This is a genomic window from Sphingomonas sp. AP4-R1, from assembly GCF_013113735.1.
GTDB lineage: Bacteria > Pseudomonadota > Alphaproteobacteria > Sphingomonadales > Sphingomonadaceae > Sphingomonas_I.
Genome location: NZ_CP053346.1, coordinates 1,091,349 through 1,107,093, shown reverse-complemented (window position 1 = coordinate 1,107,093; position 15,745 = coordinate 1,091,349). Strand labels below are relative to the sequence as shown.

The 15,745-nt window shown below is 67.8% G+C and carries 22 protein-coding genes; 8 read left to right on the top strand and 14 right to left on the bottom strand.

Annotated elements, in window-relative coordinates; translation table 11 throughout:
• Positions 1 to 26 precede the first annotated feature (26 nt).
• Positions 27 to 1,769: an aminodeoxychorismate synthase component I gene (gene pabB / locus HL653_RS05420; protein ID WP_171743617.1), complete on the bottom strand. Its 1,743-nt coding sequence runs from the start codon at positions 1,767 to 1,769 to the stop codon at positions 27 to 29.
• Positions 1,770 to 1,864: 95 nt separating this feature from the next.
• Between pabB and HL653_RS05415 the strand changes: the two genes are divergently transcribed.
• Entirely contained in the window at positions 1,865 to 2,530 is a 666-nt protein-coding gene (locus HL653_RS05415; RefSeq protein WP_171746795.1) for an MBL fold metallo-hydrolase, read from the top strand.
• Between the two features lie 96 nt (positions 2,531 to 2,626).
• Here HL653_RS05415 and HL653_RS05410 read toward each other — a convergent pair whose 3' ends face one another.
• Positions 2,627 to 3,022 (bottom strand): MAPEG family protein, encoded by a 396-nt coding sequence (locus HL653_RS05410; RefSeq protein WP_171743616.1) that lies wholly within the window; start codon positions 3,020 to 3,022, stop codon positions 2,627 to 2,629.
• Positions 3,023 to 3,240: 218 nt separating this feature from the next.
• Between HL653_RS05410 and rpmF the strand changes: the two genes are divergently transcribed.
• From rpmF to HL653_RS05380, 6 genes are all read left to right on the top strand, one after another.
• Positions 3,241 to 3,420, top strand: coding sequence for a 50S ribosomal protein L32 (rpmF, locus tag HL653_RS05405; RefSeq protein ID WP_171743615.1), 180 nt, complete (start codon positions 3,241 to 3,243; stop codon positions 3,418 to 3,420).
• A gap of 41 nt (positions 3,421 to 3,461) precedes the next feature.
• Entirely contained in the window at positions 3,462 to 4,505 is a 1,044-nt protein-coding gene (gene plsX / locus HL653_RS05400) for a phosphate acyltransferase PlsX (protein WP_171743614.1), read from the top strand.
• The gene (locus tag HL653_RS05395) at positions 4,502 to 5,464 is read left to right on the top strand and encodes a beta-ketoacyl-ACP synthase III (protein ID WP_171743613.1); all 963 of its coding nucleotides are present in this window, start codon (positions 4,502 to 4,504) and stop codon (positions 5,462 to 5,464) included. The genes plsX and HL653_RS05395 overlap by 4 nt, the downstream gene beginning before the upstream one ends.
• 133 nt (positions 5,465 to 5,597) lie before the next feature.
• Positions 5,598 to 5,897, top strand: coding sequence for an integration host factor subunit alpha (locus HL653_RS05390; protein ID WP_171743612.1), 300 nt, complete (start codon positions 5,598 to 5,600; stop codon positions 5,895 to 5,897).
• Between the two features lie 10 nt (positions 5,898 to 5,907).
• Entirely contained in the window at positions 5,908 to 6,258 is a 351-nt protein-coding gene (locus HL653_RS05385; RefSeq protein WP_171743611.1) for a MerR family transcriptional regulator, read from the top strand.
• 60 nt (positions 6,259 to 6,318) lie between these two features.
• Positions 6,319 to 6,747 (top strand): endonuclease domain-containing protein, encoded by a 429-nt coding sequence (locus HL653_RS05380; protein ID WP_367613592.1) that lies wholly within the window; start codon positions 6,319 to 6,321, stop codon positions 6,745 to 6,747.
• Positions 6,748 to 6,754: 7 nt separating this feature from the next.
• On the opposite strand, the gene HL653_RS05375 is transcribed toward HL653_RS05380, so the two are convergent.
• The 7 genes from HL653_RS05375 to HL653_RS05345 form a co-directional block, all read right to left on the bottom strand.
• Positions 6,755 to 7,192 (bottom strand): vgr related protein, encoded by a 438-nt coding sequence (locus HL653_RS05375; protein ID WP_253717572.1) that lies wholly within the window; start codon positions 7,190 to 7,192, stop codon positions 6,755 to 6,757.
• Positions 7,193 to 7,232: 40 nt separating this feature from the next.
• Complete coding sequence (locus tag HL653_RS05370) at positions 7,233 to 7,676, bottom strand: DUF6628 family protein (protein WP_253717570.1); 444 nt, start codon at positions 7,674 to 7,676, stop codon at positions 7,233 to 7,235.
• A gap of 68 nt (positions 7,677 to 7,744) precedes the next feature.
• A complete protein-coding gene (locus HL653_RS05365; RefSeq protein WP_171743609.1) occupies positions 7,745 to 9,070 on the bottom strand; it encodes a folylpolyglutamate synthase/dihydrofolate synthase family protein in 1,326 nt (441 codons plus the stop codon).
• A gap of 15 nt (positions 9,071 to 9,085) precedes the next feature.
• Complete coding sequence (accD, locus tag HL653_RS05360; protein WP_171743608.1) at positions 9,086 to 9,940, bottom strand: acetyl-CoA carboxylase, carboxyltransferase subunit beta; 855 nt, start codon at positions 9,938 to 9,940, stop codon at positions 9,086 to 9,088.
• Positions 9,937 to 10,764, bottom strand: coding sequence for a tryptophan synthase subunit alpha (trpA, locus tag HL653_RS05355; RefSeq protein WP_171743607.1), 828 nt, complete (start codon positions 10,762 to 10,764; stop codon positions 9,937 to 9,939). Before trpA ends, accD begins: the two co-directional genes overlap by 4 nt.
• A gap of 145 nt (positions 10,765 to 10,909) precedes the next feature.
• Positions 10,910 to 12,142: a tryptophan synthase subunit beta gene (gene trpB, locus HL653_RS05350; protein WP_171743606.1), complete on the bottom strand. Its 1,233-nt coding sequence runs from the start codon at positions 12,140 to 12,142 to the stop codon at positions 10,910 to 10,912.
• Positions 12,139 to 12,777: a phosphoribosylanthranilate isomerase gene (locus HL653_RS05345; protein ID WP_171743605.1), complete on the bottom strand. Its 639-nt coding sequence runs from the start codon at positions 12,775 to 12,777 to the stop codon at positions 12,139 to 12,141. The genes trpB and HL653_RS05345 overlap by 4 nt, the downstream gene beginning before the upstream one ends.
• A gap of 185 nt (positions 12,778 to 12,962) precedes the next feature.
• Here HL653_RS05345 and HL653_RS05340 point away from each other — a divergent pair, with 185 nt between their 5' ends.
• Positions 12,963 to 13,229, top strand: a complete 267-nt coding sequence (locus tag HL653_RS05340; protein ID WP_171743604.1) for a hypothetical protein — start codon at positions 12,963 to 12,965, stop codon at positions 13,227 to 13,229.
• Between the two features lie 285 nt (positions 13,230 to 13,514).
• Here HL653_RS05340 and HL653_RS05335 read toward each other — a convergent pair whose 3' ends face one another.
• The 5 genes from HL653_RS05335 to HL653_RS05315 all read right to left on the bottom strand — a co-directional run bounded on the left by HL653_RS05335 (position 13,515) and on the right by HL653_RS05315 (position 15,725).
• Positions 13,515 to 13,838: a multidrug efflux SMR transporter gene (locus HL653_RS05335; RefSeq protein ID WP_171743603.1), complete on the bottom strand. Its 324-nt coding sequence runs from the start codon at positions 13,836 to 13,838 to the stop codon at positions 13,515 to 13,517.
• A 92-nt stretch (positions 13,839 to 13,930) separates the two neighbouring features.
• Positions 13,931 to 14,638, bottom strand: a complete 708-nt coding sequence (locus tag HL653_RS05330; protein WP_171743602.1) for an NAD-dependent deacylase — start codon at positions 14,636 to 14,638, stop codon at positions 13,931 to 13,933.
• Between the two features lie 170 nt (positions 14,639 to 14,808).
• Entirely contained in the window at positions 14,809 to 15,054 is a 246-nt protein-coding gene (locus HL653_RS05325) for a hypothetical protein (RefSeq protein ID WP_171746792.1), read from the bottom strand.
• A gap of 23 nt (positions 15,055 to 15,077) precedes the next feature.
• Positions 15,078 to 15,344 carry a hypothetical protein gene (locus HL653_RS05320; protein WP_171743601.1) on the bottom strand — a complete coding sequence of 89 codons (267 nt, stop codon included), beginning with the start codon at positions 15,342 to 15,344 and terminating at the stop codon, positions 15,078 to 15,080.
• A 48-nt stretch (positions 15,345 to 15,392) separates the two neighbouring features.
• Positions 15,393 to 15,725, bottom strand: a complete 333-nt coding sequence (locus HL653_RS05315; RefSeq protein WP_171746791.1) for a hypothetical protein — start codon at positions 15,723 to 15,725, stop codon at positions 15,393 to 15,395.
• Positions 15,726 to 15,745: the final 20 nt, after the last annotated feature.

Genomic DNA, 15,745 nt, shown 5'->3' with positions numbered 1-15,745 from the left:
CCGCCATCGCAACCACTATGCGCCGATCAGGCCAAACGCGACGGAATCAATCCCCGGAGCGCGTTGCCGAGAAAGAAACCGCCCGCCAGATCCGCCTCGCGCACCTCGTCCTCATAGGCCTGCCCTTCCTCGATCAGGCGCGCGCGCAGCACGCCGGGGAGCAGACCCAGCGCGAGCGGTGGCGTCCGCAGGCGGCCGTCGCGATCGGGCACGAACAGGCTGGTGAAGCTGCCTTCGGTGATCTGGCCCGAGGGATGGAGGAACAGCACCTCGAATCGCCCGGCCGCGGCGCGCGCCTCGCGATAGAAACCCCGATCGCTGGTCTTGTGGCGCAGGCGGATGTCGGACGGATCGACCGGCAACGGGCGAATGGCGACCTTGGCCTCGCCCTGCAGCCTGGCGGGCATCGCCATCACCTCGATCGCCACCGCGCCGCCGCGCGACACGCGGATCCGTACCCGGCTTTCCACGGTGCGACGGAAGGTGGCGGCGTGGACATCGTTGCGAAGCGCGTGGCGATCGATCGTGAAACCCAGCTCCAGCGCGCTCGCCTTCAGCCGCGCGACGTGACGCTCCAGATCGGGCAGGCCTTCATCCGGATCGAAGCGCAACGTCTCGATCAGATCGAAGGTGGGGAGGCCCGCACTCACGAACGCGGCCTTCTGCAGGCATTCGGCCCATTCGGCCTCCGCCGTCGAATCCGCGACGATGGCCGATCCCAGCCCCAGCCGTGCCTCATGCGCCCCCTCCTCCCACTCGATCGTCCGGATGGCGACGCTGAACATCGCATCGCCATCCGGCGACATTGCGCCGATCGCGCCGGTATAGGCCCGACGCGGCCCCTGCTCCACCGCCGCGATCGCCTCCATCGCGCGCAGCTTCGGGGCACCCGTGATCGATCCGCACGGGAAGAGTGCCGATAGCACGTCGATCGCGTCGCGGTCCGGTGCCAGATCAGCCTCCACCTGGCTCACCATCTGCAGCACGGTGGGGTAGCGCTCAAGCGCGAACAGCTCGGGCACGCGCACGCTGCCGGGCGCGGCGACGCGGGCGAGATCGTTGCGCATCAGATCGACGATCATGAGGTTTTCGGCGCGCTGCTTGGGATCGGCGGCGAGCGCCGCGGCGAGCGCATCATCCTCGGCCGGATCGACGCCGCGCCGGCTGGTGCCCTTCATCGGGCGGGCGGCCAGCCGGTTGCCCGACAGCGTGAAGAACATTTCGGGCGAAAAGGAGAGCAGCCAGCGCTCGCCGTCCGCGAGGAGCGCGCCCCAGCCCGCCCCGGCGGCGGCGCGCAGCCGGGCATAGAGCGCAAGCGGAGAGCCGAAGACGGGCAGGCGCGCGCGGAAGGAGAGATTGGCCTGATAGATGTCGCCCGCCGCGATCAGGCGCTGCATCTCGTCCACGGCGGCATGATAGTCCTCGCGCGTGACGAGCGGCTCGGGTTCGCCCGTGCACGCCCCGGCCGGATCGAGCTGGAACGCCCGATCGCCCAGCTGTTCGGGTTCCGGAAAGGCACCGAACCAGAGGAGGGGCTGGCCCGGCCGGGCGAGCGGCGCAAGGCGATCGTCAAGCGCGAGGCCCGCTTCATAGCTGAGCGTGCCCGCGACATGATAGCCCGCCGCCGTCAGCGCGCGGAGCCGCTCCAGCGCGGGGCGCACCTCGTCCGGTCGATGGGCGACGACGATCTCGACCGGATCGCGATAGAGCAGGCGACGACCGCCCGGACGGGCATCGTCGAGCAGCAGAAAGGGCGGTTTTGGCGGCATTTGCCGTGCCCTTACGCCGCCCCGCCGCAGCGGCAAAATCCCGAAAGCGCACCGGCGGCTTGCCCTTCCCCGGCTTCGGCCTCATTTCGGCGGGCATGACCAGCCAGCCCCCGCTCCGCGCCGCGATCGTGCCCGTCACCCCGCTTCAGCAGAATTGCTCGCTGATCTGGTGTACGAAGACGATGAAGGGTGCCTTCGTCGATGCGGGCGGCGATCTGCCGCGGCTGAAGGCGGCGGCGGCGCAGGCGGGGGTGACGATCGAGAAGCTGCTCGTGACGCATGGCCATATCGATCACTGTGGCGGCACGGCCGTGCTCGCCAAGGAACTGGGCGTGCCGATCGAGGGACCGCAGGAGGAGGACCGCTTCTGGATCTCCCGCCTCGACGATGACGGCCGCAAATACGGGATCGAGGGGAAGCCGTTCGAGCCGGATCGCTGGCTGGAGGATGGCGATCAGGTGACGGTGGGCGAGCTGGTGCTGGACGTCTATCACTGCCCCGGCCACACGCCCGGCCATGTCGTGTTCCACCACGCGCCCTCCCAGCTGGCGATCGTGGGCGACGTGCTGTTCCAGGGATCGATCGGGCGCACGGACTTTCCGCGCGGCAATCATCAGGATCTGCTCGACGCGATCACCACCAAGCTGTGGCCGCTGGGTGACGCCACCGCCTTCATCCCCGGCCACGGCCCGATGTCCAACTTCGGCCACGAGCGGAAGAGCAACCCGTTCGTGGCGGACACGGTGCTGGCGGGGGGCTGACGTTATCCGTCGCCCCAGCGAAGGCCGGGGTCGCTCGAAGCCCGCCGATCGCTCTACTGCACGCGATGCCAGCTTTCGCTGGCATGACGATCTGACTCAGCGCGGCATCGCGTAGGGCAGGTACAGCGCGTAGCCCGCGAGAATCAGCAGGATCAGCCACGTGACCATGATGCCGCCGGCGCGCAGCCTGCTGGGTGCCGGCTGCTCCATGCCGAGCGGATGGGCGATGCGCGCGACGATGAACAGCACCGAGACGCCCCACAGCCACGATTCGGGCCCGCGCGCATATTCGATCAGGCCGAGCAGGATCAGGAAGAAGGGCGCATATTCGACGAAATTGGCATGCGCCCGGCCGCGCGCCAGCATCTGCGGATTGCCGCCGTCACCGACATTGATCTTGCCCTGCACGCGCACCTGGCTGCAGCGAATCGCCAGCCACAGATTGAGGATGGTGGCGGCGCCCGCCATCGTGGTCGTGATCGGCAACACCATCTTTTGATCCCCTTTTGGGCGGCCTATCAGGGCCAGACCGCCATATCGGACCCCATAGCGGGCTGAGTCATCGACTTGCAACGCGGGCCGAAATCGCTATAGGGCGGCTCCGTTCGCGACGAGCCGGGCCCAAGCCCTCCCCGAACCAGTGGTTCGTGGGTGGCAAAAGCTATTGGCCCGTCGCGCATTTTTTTGACCTCTGCAGAACAGGTGCCGAGATGGCCGTCCCCAAGAGAAAAACCTCGCCTTCGCGGCGTAACATGCGCCGCAGCCACCACGCGCTGCAGGCCGAAGCGTTCCAGGAATGCTCGAACTGCGGCGAGCTGAAGCAGCCGCATATGCTGTGCGGCCATTGCGGCCACTATAACGGGCGCGAGATCCTTCCGGTCAGCGCCTGAACCGATCGTTCGGGCTGGATCGTTTAAGGATAGAGTCTGGGGTGAGTGGGGCACCGCATCTCGCGATTGACGCGATGGGCGGAGATGTTGGGCCGGAGACGACAGTCGCCGGCGTAGTCCATGCTCTGCGCCACGATCCCGCGCTTTCGTTCACGTTGTTCGGCGACGAGGCTGTCCTCACGCCGCTGGTGGCGCGCGCCAAGGCCGCAGCCGGACGAATCGCGATTTCGCACGCGCCCGAAATCGTCTCGGGCGAGGAAAAGCCGAGCGTCGCGCTGCGCCGCGCGAAGAAGACCTCGATGGGCCTCGCCATCGCCGCCGTGAAGGACGGCACCGCCGACGCCGCCGTATCGGCCGGCAATACCGGTGCGCTGATGGCGACCGCGAAGGTCGCGCTCCGCACCATATCCGGCATCGACCGGCCCGCGCTGGCGGCCCTGCTGCCCACCCTCGGCGCGCACGATCTCGTGATGCTGGACCTCGGCGCCAATACCGAGTGCGACGCGCGCAACCTGTTCGAATTCGCGATCATGGGCGCGGCCTATTCGCGCATCGTCCACGACATCGCCGAGCCGAAGGTGCGCCTCCTCAATATCGGCACCGAGGAGATGAAGGGCACGGATGCCGTTCGCGACGCCGCCGCCCTGATCCGCAGCGCCCCGCACCTGCCCCTGCGATTCGACGGCTTCATCGAGGCCAATGCGCTGGGCCGGGGCGAAGCCGACGTGATCGTCTCCGACGGCTTTTCCGGCAATATCGCGCTGAAGACGGCCGAGGGCACCGCCACCTTCATCGGTGACCTGATCCGCCGCGCCTTCACCAGCTCGCTCCGCTCCAAATTCGGCTTCCTGCTCTCGCGCCCGGCGATCACGCTGCTGCGCCAGGGGCTGGATCCCAACACGCGCAACGGCGCGGTCTTCCTCGGCCTAACCGGTACGGTGGTGAAGAGCCACGGCAGTGCCTCCGCCGTCGGCTTCGCCAATGCGATCGGCGTGGCGGCCAAGCTCGCCCGCGCACGGATCACCGACAGAATCGCGGAAGACCTTGCGGAAACCAGGCAGCCGACCGTAGACAGCGCCGCATGACGCTTCGTGCCGTGATTGCCGGAACGGGCTCCGCCCTTCCCAAACGCCGGGTGACCAACGACGAGCTGGCAGAGACGGTCGATACGTCCGACGAGTGGATCGTCGCGCGCACCGGCATCCGCGCCCGCCATATCGCCGGCGACGGCGAGACGACCTCCACTTTGGGCGCCGAAGCCGCGCGCAACGCGCTGGCCGCCGCCGGGATCGAGGCTTCCGCCGTCGACCTGATCGTGCTGGCGACCGCCACGCCCGACCAGACCTTTCCCGCCTCCGCCACGCGCATCCAGCATATGCTGGGCATTGCGGACTGCGTCTCCTTCGACGTCGCCGCTGTCTGCTCGGGCTTTCTCTATGCCGTTTCGGTGGCGGAAAGCATGATTCGCGCGGGCAGCGCGCGCACCGCTCTGGTGATCGGTGCGGAGACGTTCAGCCGGATCCTCGACTGGGACGACCGCACCACCTGCGTCCTGTTCGGCGATGGCGCGGGCGCCGTGGTGCTGGCAGCCGAGGACAGCGAGGATCGCGGCATCCTTTCCGTCGCGCTCCATGCCGACGGGCAGCATAACCAGCTGCTCTATGTCGATGGCGGCCCTTCCACGACGGGCACGGTCGGCAAGCTCCGTATGAAGGGGCAGGAAGTGTTTCGCCACGCCGTGGTGAATCTCGCGGCCGTGCTGGGCGAAGCGCTCGACAAGGCCGGGCTCGGCGTCGACGCGATCGACTGGCTGGTACCGCATCAGGCCAATCGCCGCATTCTGGACGCCACCGCGCGCAAGCTGGGCCTGGCGCCGGAGAAGGTGATCATCACCGTCGACGAGCATGCGAACACCTCCGCCGCATCGGTGCCGCTGGCGCTGGATACGGCGGTACGCGACGGGCGCATCCGGCGCGGCGACGTGATCGTGCTGGAAGCGATGGGCGGCGGCTTCACCTGGGGCGCCGCCGCCGTCCGCTTCTGACGGCGCGGCGAACCGGCAGGCGCGGTTATCCGCCAAAGCCGCATTCTCAAACAGCCGCTTAGCGCGCATCGCTCAACTTGCTGCGAGCGCGCAATGCGGTTTAGAACAGCCGACCAGATATTGGGGGGAAGAGATGCTCGATTCGGGGACTTTGACGCGCGCCGATCTGTCTGAAATCGTTCATGAGAATATCGGCCTGTCCCGGGCCGCCTGCGCCGAGATCGTCGAGGACCTGCTGGGCCACCTCTGCGGCGCGATGGACCGGGGCGAGAACGTCAAGATTTCCGGTTTCGGCACGTTCGTGCTGCGCGACAAGGCGCAGCGCGTGGGCCGCAATCCCAAGACGGGCATCGAAGTGCCGATCGCGCCGCGCCGCGTGCTGACCTTCCGCGCCAGCCAGTCGATGCGCGAACGCATCGTCGAAGCGGGCTGATCGCGAGACGATGGCGGACGGCGGCAAGCCCGACAGCGCATTCCGCACGATCAGCGAGGTGGCGGACCTGCTCGGCCTGCCCCAGCATATCCTGCGCTATTGGGAAACGCGCTTTCCGCAGCTGAAGCCGCTGCAGCGCGCGGGCAACCGCCGCTATTATCGGCCCGCCGACGTGGCTCTGGTGCAGCGCATCCACGATCTGCTCAACCGCGACGGCTATACGATCAAGGGCGTGCAGAAGCAGCTGACCGACGAGGCGCGCAAGGGACCGGGCGCCCCGATTGCCCCCGCATCTCCCCTGCGCGCGATCCGCGACACGCTGGCGCTGGCGCTGGCGGAGGATGCGAGGCGTTCGGCCTGAGGGCTGCGGTTCTGTTCTTCGGTAGGCTTGTTTCGGCAGGCCGCGCCCTGCATCCTCCCCATGCTTGCATGGGGAGGGGGACCACGCGCAGCGTGGTGGAGGGGAATGGCGCCACGCCGGACGGTGGAGAAAGCACGACAGCTTCGCAGGGCAATGACAGCCCCAGAGGTTCGCCTCTGGGCGGCTCTGCGATCACGACCCGGCGGCTACCGCTTTCGCCGACAGCATCCAATCGGGCTCTTCATACTCGATTTCTACTGCCCACACGGGAAGCTGGCGATCGAGATCGACGGCATCGCTCACGACATGGGTGATCGTCCTGCGCGGGACGAGGCGCGTGATCGCTGGCTGGCTGAGCAAGGGATCGATGTACTGCGCTTTTCCGCGCGGGACGCGATGGCGGATCTTCCGTGCATCGTCGCTGCCATCCTCGGGCGTGTGGCAACGCCCCTCCACGGTCCCCCTCCCCATCTGCGATGGGGAGGATGAAGAAACCTCAGCGCTTCCCGCCCCGCGTCGCCGGCAGCAGGCCCCGATAGGGTCCCAGTTCCTCCCCGTGGGCGCGACGCCACCAGCCATGCTGGACGATCATCGCCTGCTGCTCGATGCCATAAGCCTCCAGCGGGCGGCCGGGGACGAGATCGTAGGTGTAGCGGCAGAAGGGATGACGCCGCAGCGGCAGAAAGAGGCCGCTTTGATGCTGCCAGACGTGGGTAAGTTCGTGCACGAACAGAGCCCGCACATTCCATTCGGCGGTCGCATAATCCTCGCGCCAGAGCGCATCGTCGGGCGGCACCCAGATGTCGCCATCGGGCGCCATCACGACATTGCGTGGCTGGAATGGCCACCAGCGCGCGCGGTGGATTCGTGCGCGCGCAGGATCGAGCGTCGATCCGAACGCCTGCGCCGCCAGCGCCCTCTCGCCCTCCGTCAACGGCCGGCCGGGATCGCGGGAGAAGCGCAGGCGCGTGGGATCAGCTTTCCAAAAGAGGCGACAGCGGCATGCCGAGATCGGCGAAGCTGGCCGCCACCGCCTGCGCGCTGGTCAACAGACCGAGGCAGGAGGGCACAGCGAGCGTTTCGGCGAGGGCGTCATGCGCGAGGTCTGGATGATCCTGCGCCAGCGCCACCGCCGAAATCAAGGCGCGTTCGTCCCCCGTCATCCGACCGCAGCAGCAGGGCGCCACCATCAGCTTCTTGCCCGCGATCCGTGCCGATTCGCCCATGAACGCACGCAACAGCACCAGCGGGCGGCGGAAATTGATGCCGAACCCGCCGATCAGCGCCTGCGCGGCGAACGCATCGTCCAGGCCACCCGCCGCCATCCGCCGCACCGAATAGAGCAACAGCCGCGCATAGGCGCTTTCCGGCACCGTGAAGGGCAGCATGTTCGCCGCCTGCGAGCTCTTCTGCATCATACACTCCTTCTGGACGGGAGGGATGCTGGCACTCACGCTATTGCAAGTCAATCGCAATAAGAGCGAGATCAGACGGGCGGCGTACCGTTCGCCGCGAGCAGAGTGCCCGCGAGATAGAGCGAGCCGCCGACAAGGACGATCGGAGGGGGATCGTCCCGCTCTGCCGCGACCGCCGACAGCGCGGCTTCGATCCCGCCGGCCGCGCGTGCGGCGAGGCCGGCCTGGTTGGCCGCGGCGGCGATGGCGGCGGGGGCGTGGCAGGCATGGCCGGCTATGGGCAGTGGATGGATGATCGCGCCGCTGCCGGCGAAAGGCTCGAGAAAGCCTTCCAGATCCTTATTCTCCAGCATGCCGAGCAGGATATGGAAGCGCCGGCCCGGCGCGACGCGCAGCCGGAAATATTCGGCGATCACGCGCGCGGCGGCGGGGTTGTGCCCGCCATCCAGCCACAATTCGCTGCCCGGCGCGAGCAGAGCGGGCAGTGGCCCGCGATCGAGCCGCTGGAGCCGCGCGGGCCATTCGGCCCAGCCCATCGCCGCGCGCAGAGCGGCGGGCGGCACGGCCAGCGCGTCCTGATGACGCAGCATCGCGATCGCGAGCCCGGCATTGTCGGCCTGATGCCCGCCGGGCAGGCGCGGCAGCGGCAGATCGAGCGGGCCGATCAGATCGCGATAGTCGAGCCGCCCGCGCGTGCCATCGACCGACCAGGCTGCGCCCGCCGCCAGCCACGGCGCGTTCACGGCGGCCGCCGCGCGCGCGATGGGCGCCGCGATGCGGGCGGAATAATGCTGCGTGACGAGCGGCGCTCCGGCCTTGGCGATCCCGGCCTTCTCGGCCGCGATATCCTCGATCCGGTCACCCAGAAACTGCTGATGATCGAGGCCGAGCTGCGCGATGCCGCAGATCAGCGGGCGTTCGATCACATTGGTCGCATCCAACCGGCCGCCCAGCCCCACCTCGATCACGCAGGCATCGGCCGGCGTGCGCGCGAAGGCGAGGAACGCGGCGGCGGTCGTCACCTCGAAGAAACTGGCGCCGACATCGGCACCGACATCCAGCACCTCGGCCAGCAATTCGGCCAGCAGCGCATCCTCGATCAGGCTGCCGGCGATGCGGATCCGCTCGTTGAAGCGGACGAGATGCGGGCTCGTATAAGCATGGACCTTGTGGCCCGCAGCCTCCAACGCGGCGCGCAGAAAGGCGCAGGTGGAGCCCTTCCCGTTCGTACCCGCGACATGGAAGACCGGCGGCAGATCATGGTGCGGATTGCCGAGCCGCCGCAGCAGCGCGCTGATCCGCTCCAGCCCGAGAATATCCGCCCCCGGCGACAGCAGGGACAGCCGATCGAGCTGCGCCTGCACGGCCGGATCGGACGAGACGGCATGATCGGCCATCAGCGCAAACCCTGCTCAGGCAGCGGCCTTGTCCCCGCAGAGATAGCCGATCAGGCGGGCCAGCTCGGCGCGCAGCTTGTGGCGATGGACGACCATGTCGAGCATCCCGTGCGCCAGCAGATATTCGGCGCGCTGGAAGCCATCGGGCAGCTTCTCGCGGATCGTCGATTCGATCACGCGCTGGCCGGCGAAACCGATCAGGGCGCCCGGCTCGGCGATCTGCACGTCGCCCAGCATCGCATAGCTGGCGGTGACGCCGCCGGTGGTGGGATCGGTCATCACCACGATATAGGGCAGGCCCGCCTCGCGCAGCTTCTGGATCGCCACGGTGGTCTTGGGCATCTGCATCAGGCTGAGAATGCCCTCCTGCATGCGCGCGCCGCCGGCGGCCGTGAAGATGATGTAGGGGCATTGCTCGGCGATCGCGGCCTCGACCCCGACGACGAAGGCCGCGCCCACGGCGAGGCCCATCGATCCGCCCATGAAGGCGAAATCCTGGACGCCGACGATCGCCTTCATCCCCTCGATCCGGCCGCTGGCATTGACGAGCGCGTCGCCCTCGCCGGTCGCGGTGCGCGCGGCTTTCAGGCGATCGACATATTTCTTCGAATCGCGGAATTTCAGCGGATCTTCGCGCACCTGCGGATTGGGTAGCGGCACATAGACGCCACTATCAAAAATCTCGTCGAAGCGCGCATCCGGGCCGATGCGACCATGATGATCACACTTCGGGCAGACGGACTGATTGTCCTCATATTCCTTCGTGAACACCATCGTCCCGCACGCGGGGCATTTGTGCCAGAGATTGTCGGGCGTCTCCTTCTTCTGAAGGAAGGGGACGGCGGTGCGGACGCGATCGAGCCAGCTCATGCGGGCTGCTCCTCCTTGGTTCCGGCCAGGGCTGCGGAGAGCCCGGCCACGATGGTGCGCGCGGCAGCGGCGGGATCTGCGCCCGCCTCCGCCGCAGCGGCGATGGCCTCGACGATCGCGGAGCCGACGACGACGCCGTCGGCCACGCGGCCGATCGCCGCGGCCTGTTCGGGTGTGCGGACGCCGAAGCCGACCGCGACGGGCAGATCGGTCGCCGCTTTCAGGCGAGCCACCGCCTGCTCGATGCTGGCCTGCGCCGCCTGCTGGCTGCCGGTGATGCCGGCGACCGAGACATAATAGAGGAAGCCCGCGGCCCCCTCCAGCACGGCGGGAAGCCGCGCGGCATCGGTAGTGGGCGTGGCGAGGCGGACGAACGCGACGTCCGCCGCGCGCAGCGCCGGGCCCATCGCCACATCCTGCTCGGCCGGAATATCGACGCAGATCACGCCGTCCACGCCCGCGTCCACGCAGGAGGCGGCGAACGCATCGGCGCCCCGGCGCAGCATCGGATTGGCATAGCCCATCAGCACGAGCGGCACATGGGGATGACGCGCGCGGAAATCACGCGCGATGGCCATGATGGTGGCGCTGGTGGCGCCCGCCTCCAGCGCGCGCAGGTTGGCGCGCTGGATCGCGGGACCGTCCGCCATCGGATCAGTGAAGGGCAGGCCCAACTCGATCAGGTCCGCTCCGCCCGCGACCAGCGCATCGAGGATGGCGGGCGTGGCGGCGAGCGACGGATCGCCCCCGGTGACGAAGGTGACGAGCGCGGCGCGGCCTTCGGAGCGCGCACGGGCGAAGGCGGTGGCGATGCGATTGCTCATGCCCGGCCTCCGTTCACGCTGGTCCCAGCCACGCCGTTCGTGCTGAGCGCAGTCGAAGCATGGGCTGCACACGAATCGCCCGGAGCACGTCCTTCGACTTCGCTCAGGACGAACGGGAAATCGTGGTCCCCTTGGTCAGCACGGCTCATATCGTCACCCCCAGCGAGGCGGCGACCGTCGCCATGTCCTTGTCGCCGCGACCGGAGAGGTTGACGACGACGATCTGGTCCTCGCGCATCGCGCGCGCCTTGGCGGGCACGGCGGCGAGCGCATGGGCGCTTTCCAGCGCGGGGATGATGCCCTCCACGCGGGTCAGCAGGGTGAAGGCATCGATCGCCTCCTGGTCCGTCACGCCCTCATAGGAGACGCGGCCGATATCGTTGAGCCAGGCATGCTCCGGCCCGATGCCGGGATAATCGAGCCCGGCAGACACCGAATGCGCCTCGATGATCTGGCCGTCGTCATCCTGCAGCAGATAGGTGCGGTTGCCGTGCAGCACGCCGGGGCTGCCGCCGCCGATACTGGCGGCATGCTTGTCCGTGTCCATTCCGTGGCCCGCCGCCTCGACGCCGAGCATCGCCACCTCGGCATCGTCGAGGAAGGGATGGAACAGACCGATCGCATTCGATCCGCCGCCCACCGCCGCCACGAGCAGATCGGGCAGGCGCCCTTCCATCTCGAGGATCTGGGCGCGGGCTTCCGTGCCGATCACCGACTGGAAATCGCGCACCAGCTCCGGATAGGGATGCGGGCCCGCCACCGTGCCGATCAGGTAGAAGGTGTCGTCGACATTGGCGACCCAGTCGCGCAGCGCCTCGTTCAGCGCATCCTTCAGCGTCTGCGCGCCGTTGGTGACGGGAATCACCTCGGCGCCCAGCAGCTTCATGCGGAACACGTTCGGCTGCTGTCGTTCGACATCCTTGGCGCCCATATAGACGACGCACTTCAGACCGAAGCGCGCGCAGACCGTGGCGGTGGCGACGCCGTGCGAGCCCGCACCCGTTTCCGCGATGATGCGCGTGCGGCCCATGCGGCGCGCGAGCAGGATCTGGCCGATGCAGTTGTTGATCTTGTGCGCGCCGGTGTGGTTCAGTTCCTCGCGCTTCAGATAGACCTTCGCGCCCATGCCGGGGGCGGCCCCCTCGCGGATCGTCTCGGTCAGGCGCTCCGCATAATAAAGCGGGCTGGGCCGTCCGACATAATGTTTGGCGAGGCTTTCCAGCTCGGCGCGGAAGGCGGGATCGGCCTTGGCGGCACGATATTCGCGATCCAGCTCCAGAATGAGCGGCATCAGCGTCTCGGCGACGTAGCGGCCGCCATAGTCACCGAAATTTCCCTGCGCGTCAGGCTGGGAGCGAAGGCTGTTGGGAAGAGTCATAGGCGGGCGGTCGCTTGAAGGAAGGCGGCGATCTTGTCCACATCCTTGAGGCCGGGCGCGCGCTCCACGCCCGAAGAGACATCCACCAGCCGGGCGCCGGTGACGCCCACCGCATCGGCCACATTCTCCGCATCCAGCCCGCCCGAGAGCGCCCAGGGCAAGGGATGATCGAAGCCGTGCAGCAAAGTCCAGTCGAAGCGCAACCCCATACCGCCGGGCAAAGCGGCGCCGTCTGGCGTCTTGGCATCGTAGAGGATGCGATCGGCGGCGCCCCGGAAGGCGGCCGCGCCCGCCAGATCGACGCGCGTCCGCACCGGCACCGCCTTCCAGATCTCGACACCGAACCTATGCCGCAGTGCAACAACACGCTCCGGCGCCTCATGGCCGTGGAGTTGCAGCGCCGTGACGCCCGCCCCGATCGCGCGCGCAACGAGATCGTCGTCGGGATCGACCAGCACCGCCACCGTGCCGACTCCGGCGGGGACGGGCGCGATCAATCCAGCCGCCTGATCGGGCGTCACATTCCTCGGGCTTTTCGGGAACATCACGAAGCCGAGCCACGCGGCCCCACCGCGCAACGACGCCGTCACCGTATCGGCCGTGGAAAGCCCGCATATCTTTGCCTGAACGCGCATCCTGCCCCTTTAGCGGCTTTGCCCGGGAAGGGGGCGCAGAAAGCGCAGCTTTTAATTGCGGAAAGTGCAAGCGGACTCGCCAGCTTCGCAGTTGCAGCAAGAGGCCGGTCCGGGCAGTTCTTGCAGCGCAATATAGAACAACATCACCGTCTAGGCAGAGGCAGACCCAATCGATGGAGACTGCCATGATCAAGTTCGCTCTTCCCGCTCTCGCGCTCGTCGTCGCCGCTCCGGCCGTCGCGCAGACCCAGGTTGCTCCGCTCTCGTTCGAGCGTGACGGCATCCGCTACGAAGCCAACGTCATCACCGCCGACAACGGCGTGACCCGCATCACCGGCAAGGAGCTGGGCTCGGGCCGCACGTTCGACCTGAAGCTGGTCAACGGCAAGGTCTCGGGCCGCTACGATCACACCGACGTGCGTTACGACGCGCCGACCGCGCGCATCGACTAATTCACGATACAGTTTCGCGGCAACGCGAGAGTGGACGGGCCGGGATGCTGGGGCATCCCGGCCCGTTTTCGTTTTGGGTCGGCGGGAATGCGCTTCGATGGCGCCGAGCCCCTGCCGGTGCGGCGAGCAACCGTCCTTCCGCGACCCTCGCCATGGACTGCCTCAGCGTCCAACAACCCACCCTCTCATCGACGAGGCACATCGGCGCCTGGATGCTGAAACGGGCCCGGCATGACGACGAGGATCTCTGATCCAGCCTTGAGCAGCGGCCGCGGCCCTATTCGTTCAGTGCGCCGCCACGCGCGAAAAGACGTTCATCACGATGACGCCGCAGATGATCAGCGCCATTCCCAGCATCGCCGCGGCATCCAGCTTCTGGCCCTGGAAGGCCCATGCGATGGCGGAGATCAGCACGATCCCGACGCCCGACCAGATCGCATAAGCGATGCCGGTCGGCATCGTCCGCAGCGTGATCGACAGGAAGTAGAAGGCCACGCCGTATCCGGCGATCGTCGCCGCGCTCCACAGCGGCTGCGTGAAGCCGTTCGACTGCTTCATGGCGGTGGTGCCGAGAACTTCGGCGACGATGGCGAGCATGAGATAGGTCATGCCCGGTCACGTAGCACAGGGATGATGGCTGAAATGGGGCCGTGCGGGGCATCGCGGATAGCCGGCTCGCCCCGTTTCGGCGCGGCGAGGTCTCACGCCATCGCCAGCACCGAATCGACCCATTCGGGAACGAGCTGGCTGGCCGCGCCATAGCGGGCATCGTCGAAATGGTGGCTTCCGGCGGAGCGATCCAGGTTGAGTTCGAGCGTCCAGGCGTTGGTGGCGTTGGCGATCTGGACAAAACCCGCCGCCGGATAGACCGCGCCGGACGTGCCGATCGACACGAACAGATCGCAAGCGATCAGCGCCTGTTCGATCGGCTCCATCTCATAGGGCATCTCGCCGAAGAAGACGATGTCGGGACGAAGCCGATCGCGCGCGGAGCAGGAGGGGCAGACCGTGCCGCCGATCATGTCGCCCGCAAATGCCGTATGCTCCCCGCAGACGCGGCAGAGCGCGGAAAGCAACTCGCCATGCATGTGAATCAGGCGCCGGCTGCCGGCGCGCTCGTGCAGATCATCGACATTCTGGGTGACGATCAGCAGCTTGCCGGGCCATTCGGCCTCCAGCTTCGCGAGCGCGCGATGCGCGGCATTGGGCGCGACATGGGCGAGGCCGCGACGACGCGCATCATAGAAGCCCAGAACCAGCGCTTCGTCCCGATCCAGCGCCTCTGGGGTGCAGATATCCTCCACGCGGTGGCCCTCCCATAAGCCCCCCGGCCCCCGGAACGTGGCAAGCCCGCTTTCGGCGGAAATCCCGGCGCCCGTGAGGACCACGATGTTGCGAACGGTAACCACGCACCCAGCCTATAAGGATATGATGGCAATCTCCAGAATCGTTACGGCCATCCCTGAATTTTGCTGATCCGAAGTGGCGGGATCCGGCACGCGACCCCATGGGCAGCGACCTCTTTCAGGAGCAGGCTGGGAATCCCTCCCCATCATCGCCGCCCGCGCCTGCCCCCGGCCTACAGATCGACGCCAGCGGCGATCGCCTCCAGCTTGCGGACTCGTTCGCGCAGGTCGGCCAGCTCGATCCGGGCGGCGGCGGGGGACGCCGACGCGGGCACCTCGCTCTCGCGCCGGCCGCCGGACAGCGCATAACGCTGCAGCTCCACCCATTCGTGCCAGGCGCGCAGCCCGGCGAGCGCCAGGACGATCACGCCGGCCAGAGCGGCGAACGCGACGGTGACGGACATCATGGTCTCGGTCATCACAGCCTCCGTCAGTATCTCGGTCATTGCTTCGCTCCCTCGCGCGCATCGCGCAGCGCCTCGATCTCGCGCTCCAGCGCGATCCCGCGGGCATGATCGCCATCGGTGACGATCCGCTCCAGCACGGCGATCCGGTCCTTCAACTGGCGGATCTCGCCCTGCAGCCGCTGGGCATCGGCATCCCCCTGCCCCCGCCCCTCGCCCGCATTCAGGCGGGCGCGCTGGAGCCGGGTGAAGGAAATGATCGCCACGATGGCGACGACCATCAGAAAAGGTGCGAACTCGATCATGTTTCAGTCCCTCGATCGGCGCGCCGGGCGAGCCGAATCCCTTGATGCTTATTCTGCCCGATGGGCCAGTTCGTTACGGGCCGGCCTGTCGCGGAGAAGTTCTATCTCGCGCTCCAGCCTGGTCGCGGGATCGGTGGCGATGCGTTCCAGCACCGCGATCCTTTCCTCCAGCCGCAGCACCTGCCCCGTCAGACGCTCATTCTCGTCCGACAGCAGGAGAACCTTGCGCTCGGCCTCCGGATCGGCCGCGCCATGGCGGCGGCGGCGATAGTCCTGCGGGGCATAGCCGTGCCGCGCGCGGATCCAGTTGTTCGCGACCCACGAGATCGGGCCGATGGTGATCGCCGCGATCGGGATCAGAAGAGCCAGCTGACTCACGATACGTCCCCCCTTCTGTCGTC